The sequence below is a fragment of the Cryobacterium sp. TMT2-4 genome (genome assembly GCF_004402575.1).
Classification (GTDB): domain Bacteria; phylum Actinomycetota; class Actinomycetes; order Actinomycetales; family Microbacteriaceae; genus Cryobacterium; species Cryobacterium sandaracinum.
The window spans coordinates 221,209-229,359 of sequence record NZ_SOGE01000025.1 but is presented as its reverse complement, the minus strand read 5'-3'; the positions used below and the strand labels follow the sequence as shown (position 1 = coordinate 229,359).

The 8,151-nt window shown below is 67.8% G+C and carries 5 protein-coding genes, 1 tRNA gene and 1 other RNA gene; 6 read left to right on the top strand and 1 reads right to left on the bottom strand.

Translation table 11 applies throughout. From position 1 onward, the window contains the following. Positions 1 to 359: hypothetical protein (locus tag E3O54_RS07385; RefSeq protein WP_241976784.1), on the top strand; the 359-nt coding region annotated here is incomplete at its 5' end. Positions 360 to 834: 475 nt separating this feature from the next. On the opposite strand, the gene E3O54_RS07380 is transcribed toward E3O54_RS07385, so the two are convergent. Further along, positions 835 to 922 (bottom strand) — tRNA-Ser (locus tag E3O54_RS07380). A gap of 173 nt (positions 923 to 1,095) precedes the next feature. On the opposite strand from E3O54_RS07380, the gene ffs reads away from it, so the two are divergent. The 5 genes from ffs to E3O54_RS07355 all read left to right on the top strand — a co-directional run bounded on the left by ffs (position 1,096) and on the right by E3O54_RS07355 (position 8,040). Then, an RNA gene (ffs, locus tag E3O54_RS07375) (signal recognition particle sRNA small type) lies at positions 1,096 to 1,192 on the top strand. 147 nt (positions 1,193 to 1,339) lie between these two features. Continuing rightward, entirely contained in the window at positions 1,340 to 3,808 is a 2,469-nt protein-coding gene (locus E3O54_RS07370) for a phosphoketolase (protein ID WP_134401284.1), read from the top strand. 3 nt (positions 3,809 to 3,811) lie between these two features. Then, entirely contained in the window at positions 3,812 to 6,073 is a 2,262-nt protein-coding gene (gene pta, locus E3O54_RS07365; RefSeq protein WP_104099833.1) for a phosphate acetyltransferase, read from the top strand. Then, positions 6,070 to 7,284, top strand: a complete 1,215-nt coding sequence (locus E3O54_RS07360; RefSeq protein WP_104099832.1) for an acetate/propionate family kinase — start codon at positions 6,070 to 6,072, stop codon at positions 7,282 to 7,284. Before pta ends, E3O54_RS07360 begins: the two co-directional genes overlap by 4 nt. Before the next feature lie 345 nt (positions 7,285 to 7,629). Further along, positions 7,630 to 8,040, top strand: a complete 411-nt coding sequence (locus E3O54_RS07355) for a YccF domain-containing protein (protein WP_104099831.1) — start codon at positions 7,630 to 7,632, stop codon at positions 8,038 to 8,040. The last annotated feature ends 111 nt before the right edge of the window (positions 8,041 to 8,151 follow it).

The window sequence follows — 8,151 nt, the reverse complement described above, 5'->3', positions numbered from 1 at the left end:
CGGCTGGGTGCGGCTGGGCCGGGCTGCGTGCGGCTGGGTGCGGCTGGGCCGGGCGCCGCGCGGCTGGGTGCGGCTGGGCCGCGCTCGGCTCGGGCTCGAAGAGTAGGCTCAGCCGGATGAGCCTCGCCGCCGCCCAATTCGTCTCCAGCACCACCCTCGGAACCCGAATCGTGGTGCGCACCCGCATCGAGGGCGGGGTCACGGATGCCGTGGGTTACTTGCGGTCCGTCTCCGACACAGGGTGCATGGTTGAGACCAAACGCGGTCTGGTCGTCCTCGCGCTCGCCGATGTCGTGGCCGCGAAGCCGGTGCCGCCGCCGCCCGTGCCGCGTGCGCCGCGGCATCCGCTCGCCGACTAGCCCCCGGGGCTCGCCGGTGCTCGCCGGTGCTCGCCGGACCTGCCCCGACACTTCCGTGGCCAACTCAGGAGATCCCTGGGCGGCCGCAGTCTGCTCCGCACTGGTCTGCGGCCACGGCGGAGCGGTCCGCGCGGATCTCCTGAGTTGGCCCCATGCCAGGCACGGTCGGAGCCTCGCTACGTGCATAACTCCTGCCAATTCTCGGCGGTGGGCTGTTTCAGGGCTCTATTGGCCACATCCGGCAGAATGTGCGGGAGCTATGGACGCGGGTCGGTGGCTAACTCAGGAGAACCACGGCCAGTTGCGGTTCCCGCCCCCGGAATCAGGCGGTGGATGTTTGCGTGCGGCTTGGATCTCCTGAGTTAGCCCCATCCGGGCACGGAAGCAGCGCTGCGGGGGCGGAAGATTCGAACCCCCGAGAGTTGATTGTCGAGTTCGTCGAGACTAATGCCCGCCCGCGTGCTGCAGCGCGATCTGGCGGAGAATGGGGGATTCGAACCCCCGAGGGCTCTCACCCAACACGCTTTCCAAGCGTGCGCCATAGGCCACTAGGCGAATTCTCCTGGCCGAACGTTCCCTCAAGGAACGACCTAGAGAATCTTACCTGTTTCCGGTGGCCTCCGTGCACACTCGCCCCGCCCGCCCGGTGCAGACCCGGTGCAGACCCGGTGCAGACTCGGAATCGACTCGGAATCGCCCCGTTTTCGGCCTCGCCGGCTTTGCGTCTAAACTAAGGGTCGGCTCCTCGCGTGGCGCCATCTCGGCCAACTCCCCCAGGACGGAAACGTAGCAAGGGTAACCGGGCTCTGGTGGGTGCGCGAGGAGTCTTTTTCATGCCCGCACGCGCCGGAAAAACAGCCACAGCCCAGCCACGGCCCCGCCACAGCCGCAGGCCGTTAGCAATGATAACGATTTCGCCTCATCTCGTAAGATGAAACGGCGCAGATAACGCCCCCGCCCCGATAGTGCCTGGAGGCACCATGGCTGAAATATTCGGTAAACCCTTTCTCTGGCCAGACCGGTCACCGCATCCGCTCAGCGCTGAAGCGCTCGCCAGCGTCGATGCCTGGTGGCGGGCCGCCAACTATCTGTCGGTAGGGCAGATCTACCTGCTCGACAACCCGTTTTTGCGTGAGCCGCTCACGCGGGACCACATCAAGCCGCGTCTGCTCGGCCATTGGGGAACCACTCCGGGGCTCAATTTTCTTTATGCCCACCTGAACCGCGCCATCCAGGAACGGTCGATCAGCACCCTCTACGTCACCGGCCCCGGCCACGGCGGCCCCGGGATGGTGGCCAACGCCTACCTCGACGGCACGTACTCCGAGATCTACTCCGGCGTCGACCAGAGCGAGCAGGGCGTCAAGGCCCTGTTCCGCCAGTTCTCGTTCCCCGGCGGCATCCCCAGCCACGCCTCGCCCGAGACGCCCGGCTCGATCCACGAGGGCGGCGAGCTCGGTTACGCGCTCAGCCACGCCTACGGCGCCGCGTTCGACAACCCCGACCTGCTGGTCGCCGCGGTCGTCGGCGACGGCGAGGCCGAGACCGGCCCGCTGGCCACCAGCTGGCACTCGAACAAGTTCATCGATCCGCTTCAGGATGGCGTCGTGCTGCCGATCCTGCACCTCAACGGGTACAAGATCGCCAACCCCACCGTGCTCGCCCGCATCCCGGAAGAGGAACTCCTCGACCTGATGCGCGGCTACGGCCACAAGCCCTACATCGTGGCCGGCGGCTTCGACGGCGAGGATCCCCTTCTCGTTCACCAGCGCATGGCGCTCACCCTCGACGAGGTGCTCAACGAGATCGCCGCGATCAAGGCGCGCGCCCTCGCCGGCGACACCGAGCGTCCGCGCTGGCCGATGATCATCCTGCGCACGCCCAAAGGCTGGACCTGCCCGCCCGTCATCGACGGGGTGCAGGTCGTCGACTCCTGGCGTTCGCACCAGGTGCCCCTGAGCAACGCCCGCGACACCGAGGCTCACACCCGGCTGCTCGAAGAGTGGCTGGCCTCTTACCGGCCGGGCGAACTCTTCGACGCGAACGGCGCCCCCGCCGCAGAGATCTCGGCGCTGGCCCCCGCGGGCGACCTGCGGATGAGCGCGAACCCGGTCTCCAACGGTGGGCTGCTGCGCCGGGCGCTGAAGCTGCCCGACTTCCGGGAGTATGCGGTGGATGTCCCTTCCCCGGGCGCCACCACCGATGAGGCGACCAAGGTTCTCGGCACCTGGCTGGCCGACGTCATCCGTGACAACCCCGACAATTTCCGCATCTTCGGGCCCGACGAGACGGCCTCCAACCGCCTCGCCCCGGCCGTCTACGCGGCCACGGACAAGCAGTGGAACGCGGAATTCCACGAGGGTGACACGAACCTCGCCCGCGCCGGCCGCGTGATGGAGATGCTCAGCGAACACCAGTGCCAGGGCTGGCTGGAGGGCTACCTGCTCACCGGCCGTCACGGCCTGTTCAACTGCTACGAGGCCTTCATTCACATCGTCGACTCGATGTTCAACCAGCACGCGAAGTGGCTCAAGGTCACCCGCGAGATCCCGTGGCGCCGCTCAATCTCGAGCCTGAACTACCTGCTCAGCTCGCACGTCTGGCGCCAGGATCACAACGGGTTCTCGCATCAGGACCCCGGGTTCATCGACCACGTCGTCAACAAGAGTGCGGATGTCGTACGCGTCTACCTGCCGTTCGACGCCAACACGCTGCTCGCCACCTACAGCCACTGCCTGCGCAGTGTGGACTACGTCAACGTGGTCGTCGCCGGCAAGCAGCCCGCGCCGAACTGGCTCACCATGGACCAGGCCGTCGCGCACTGCAAGCGGGGTCTGGGCATCTTCGACTGGGCCGGAACCGAGACGTTCGGCACCTCACCCGACGTCGTGCTGGCCGCCGCCGGCGAGGTGCCCACCCTCGAGGTGCTGGCCGCGGCCGCCATCCTGCGGGAATGGCTGCCCGACCTATCGGTGCGCGTCGTGAACGTCGTTGACCTGATGCGCCTGCAGTCCGAGGCGGACCACCCGCACGGCCTCAGCGACAACGAGTTCGACGCCATCTTCACGGCAGACAAGCCGATCGTGTTCGCCTACCACGGGTATCCGTGGCTGATCCATCGCCTGACCTACAAGCGCACCGGGCACGGTAACCTGCACGCCCGCGGCTACAAGGAGAACGGCACCACCACCACACCGTTCGACATGGTCATGCTCAACGACCTCGACCGGTACCACCTGGTGATGGACGTCATCGACCGGGTTCCCGGACTCGGCGCCCGCGCCGCCCTGCTTCGCCAGGAGATGCAGGATGCCCGCCTTCGGGCCCGCAATTACACCCGCGACCACGGGGAAGACATCCCCGCCGTCACCGAATGGGTCTGGGACGCCGATGGCGTCGGCGTGACCCCCGACAATGCCGGTGTCTCCACCGGCGGAGATAACGTATAAACCGTGGCTGACAGTATCTACATCACCTCTGCCGAGGGAAATACCGGCAAATCCACCATCGCCCTGGGCGTGCTCGACACCCTGCTCCGTTCGGTGGAGCGCGTCGGTGTGTTCCGGCCCGTGGCTCGCTCGGCGCACCACCCCGACTACGTGCTCAAGCTGCTGCTCTCGCACCTGTCGAGTGCGTCTGCGCTCACCGTGCAGCCCCCGCTGACCTACGACGACTGCGTCGGCGTCACCTACGACGAGGTGCACCTCGACCCCGACGCGGCCCTCGGCCGCATCGTGCAGCGCTTCAAGGCCGTCGAGGCCCAGTGTGACGCGGTGGTCGTGATCGGCTCCGATTACACGGATGTCGGCAGTCCCACCGAGCTCGCCTTCAACCTGCGCATCGCCGCCAACCTGGGGGTGCCGGTGCTGCTGGTGCTCGGCGGGCGGGTCGGTCCCGGCCAGCGCGACACGCTCAGCCAGGGTGACCGGCAGCTCGGCCAGAGCGACCCGCGCACGGCCGAGGACATCCGCCAGTTGACCGACGTGACCCTGGCGGAACTGCGCGACGAGCACGTTTCACTGCTTGGCGTGATCGTCAACCGCGCCGATCCGACTCGGCTCGATGAGCTCATCGACGCCGTGCGGAGCGTCGTCGACGCCGACACGAAGCCCGGCAGCGGGCGCAACGCGGTGCCGGTCTGGGCGCTGCCCGAAGACCCGTTCCTCGTGGCCCCGAGCATGAAGAGCATCCTCAAGGCCACCGACGGCACGCTCGTCAAGGGTGACCCCGCGCTGCTGTCCCGGGAGGCGCTCGGCGTGGTCGTGGCGGCCATGTCGATGGTCAACGTGCTGCCGCGCCTGTTCGAGGGCGCCGTGGTTGTGGTTCCCAGCGACCGCCCGCAGGTGCTGCTGGCCGTTCTGATGGCGAACTCGTCCGCTACGTTCCCGTCGATCGCCGGCATCGTGCTGGTCGGCGGCTTCGCCCTGCCCGAGGAGATCGGGCGGCTCGTCGAGGGGCTCGACGCCTCGGTGCCGATCATCAGCACCGAGCTGAACTCCTATGACGCCGCGCTGCGCATCACACACACGCCCGGACGGATGGCCGCCGACTCGCAACGCAAGCGCGACACGGCGCTGGCGCTCTTCGAAGGCCACGTGGAGGCATCCGTGCTGCTCGACCGGCTCAAGGTGAGCCGCGCCGACGTGGTGACGCCGCTGATGTTCGAGTACATGCTGCTCGAACGCGCACGCACCAACCAAAAGCGCATCGTGCTGCCCGAAGGGGACGACGACCGCGTGCTGCGCGCCGCCGCGACCCTGCTGGCCCGCGATGTGGCCGACATCACGATTCTCGGTGAGGAGTTCGAGGTGCGCTCGCGTGCCATCGGCCTCGGCCTGGACATCGCCAAGGCGCAGGTTCTGAGCCCCTTCGACGACGTGCTGCGGCGCAAGTTCGCGGAGGCGTACGCGAAGCTGCGCGCCCACAAGGGCGTCACGGTCGAGCAGGCCATGGAACTCGTCACCGACGTGTCCTACTTCGGCACCATGATGGTGCAGCTCGGGCTGGCGGACGGCATGGTCTCCGGGGCGACGCACACCACGGCGCACACCATCCGGCCGAGCCTGCAGATCATCAAGACGCGTCCGGGAGTCTCGGTCGTGTCCAGCGTGTTCCTGATGGCGCTGGCCGACAAGGTGCTCGTCTACGGCGACTGCGCGGTGAACCCTGACCCCACCGCGGAGCAGCTCGCCGACATCGCCATCTCGGCGTCGGAGACGGCCGTCGAATTCGGTATCGAGCCGCGCATCGCCATGCTGAGCTACTCGACCGGCGAGTCCGGGCAGGGTGCCGACGTGGACAAGGTGCGGGCCGCCACCGCCCTCGTGCGGGAGCGTCGCCCCGACCTTCTGATCGAGGGTCCCATACAGTACGACGCGGCGGCGGATGCCGCCGTCGCCGCCACGAAGATGCCCGGTTCGGCTGTCGCCGGCCGCGCCACCGTCTTCATCTTCCCCGACCTGAATACGGGCAACAACACGTACAAGGCCGTGCAGCGGAGCGCCGGAGCAGTGGCCATCGGCCCCGTCCTCCAGGGCCTGCGCAAACCCATCAATGACCTTTCTCGAGGAGCACTAGTGCAGGACATCGTCAACACCGTAGCCATCACCGCGATCCAGGCCGCGACGCTCGCAGCGTCCGAGTCCGGCACCCCGGCAGCTTCGGCTTCCGGTGCGGCATCTTCCGCATCGGCCGCAGCGGCGGTGTCCGCATGACCGCCATCCTGGTCGTCAACTCCGGATCGTCGTCGTTCAAGTACCAGCTGATCGACATGGACACCGAAACGGAGCTCGCCAGCGGCCTGGTCGAGCGCATCGGCGAGCCGATCGGGCACTCACGGCACACCGCGGGAACGTCGAAGGGCGGCCGCACCGAGCGCGACCTGCCGATCATGGACCACACCGCCGGCTTCGCCGTGATGATCGAGGCCTTCGCCGAGCACGGCCCGAAGCTGTCCGAGACGAACCTGATCGCCGTCGGCCACCGCGTGGTGCAGGGCGGCAACCGGTTCTTCGAGCCGACCGAGATCACCCACCTGGTCGAGCTGAACATCGAGGACCTCTCCGAGATCGCTCCGCTGCACAACCCGGCCAACGTGCAGGGCATCCGTGCCGCCCGCGCCAGCTTCCCGAACGTGCCTCACGTCGCCGTGTTCGACACCGCGTTTCACCAGACGCTGCCGCCGGCCGCGTACACCTACGCGATCGACAGGGACATCGCGACGCGGTACCGCGTGCGCAAGTACGGCTTCCACGGCACCTCGCACAAGTTCGTCTCGGAGGCCGCGGCGGCCTACCTCGACCGGCCCCTGGCCGAGCTCAAGACGATCGTGCTGCACCTGGGAAACGGGGCATCCGTGTGTGCCGTCGACGGCGGCGAATCGATCGACACCTCCATGGGCATGACCCCGCTGCAGGGGCTCGCGATGGGCACCCGCTCGGGCGACATCGACCCGGCCGTGATCTTTCACCTGCGCCGCCGGGCCGGGATGACCACCGCCGAGCTCGACGACCTGCTCAACCGCCGCGGCGGCATGCTGGCCCTGGCCGGCAACGGCGATATGCGCGACGTGGAGGATGCCGCGGTCGCGGGCGACCCGGTCGCCCAGGCTGCCCTCGACGTGTACTTCCACCGCGTCAAAGGCTATGTCGGCAACTACTACGCGCAACTCGGAACCGTGGACGTCATCGTCTTCACCGCGGGCGTCGGTGAGAACTCGCCGATCGTGCGCGCGGGCGCCCTGGCCGGACTCGAGGGCATGGGGATCGAAATCGACCCCGTGCGCAACGAAGCCAAGTCCCGCACGCCGCGCGTGATCTCCACGGACAACTCCCGGGTAACCGTGCTCGTCATCCCGACGAACGAGGAGCTGGAGATCGCCCGGCAGACGCTGGGGACGATCAAGCGCACGCATCCTTCTGTGTAGGGGGTTCGCTGGTAGGGGTTTCGGCTCCTGTGTCTCGTTGATGCCTTTGTTGATGCTTTCGTTGATCGGCCGTTCCCGGGTTCCGGGGGCGGCCGATTGGCGTGTGGGGGTTCGGGGCGCTCGGGATGCGAGGTGCGGGGTGCTGTAGGACGTGACTTCGAAGTTTTTAGGCGACACGGGTCACCCCAGCGCCGTGGGCGGCGTGTTGCGAAATTCTCCGAGTTTAAAGTCGAGCCGGGAGCCGGGTGCCGGGAGGGCAACACGCGGCCGGCGACGGATGTCCGCGCTCGCCGCGCCCGATTCCGATCCCGCGACCTCCGCCTCCTGCGCGGGTAGTATTTTCGCGTGAGCACACTCCTGAACTTGATCTGGCTCGTGCTGAGCGGGTTCTGGCTGTTCCTGGGCTACCTCGCCGCAGGCATTCTGCTCTGCGTGCTGATCGTTACGATCCCGTGGGGCATCGCGTCGTTCCGCATCGCCGCCTACGCGCTCTGGCCGTTCGGCCGCACCGTCGTGGCCAAACCCACCAGTGGAGCGTTCTCGTTCATCGGCAACGTGATCTGGGTGATCCTCGCGGGCTGGTGGCTGGCCCTGGCGCACATCGTCTCGGGAATCGCGCTCTGCCTCACCATCATCGGAATCCCCCTCGGCATCGCCGACTTCAAGATGGTGCCGGTCTCGCTCGCGCCCCTCGGCAAGCAAATCGTGAGCAATCGCCCCGGCGCGTTCGACCAGGCCGTCGCCCGCCGCGCCTGAGCCGCCGCGCCTAAGCCGCCGCGCCTGACAAACGGACGCCACCCGCCCCACCACACACCCACCCCGCACCCACCCACACACGCCCCACCCCACACCGCACTGTCAGTGGCT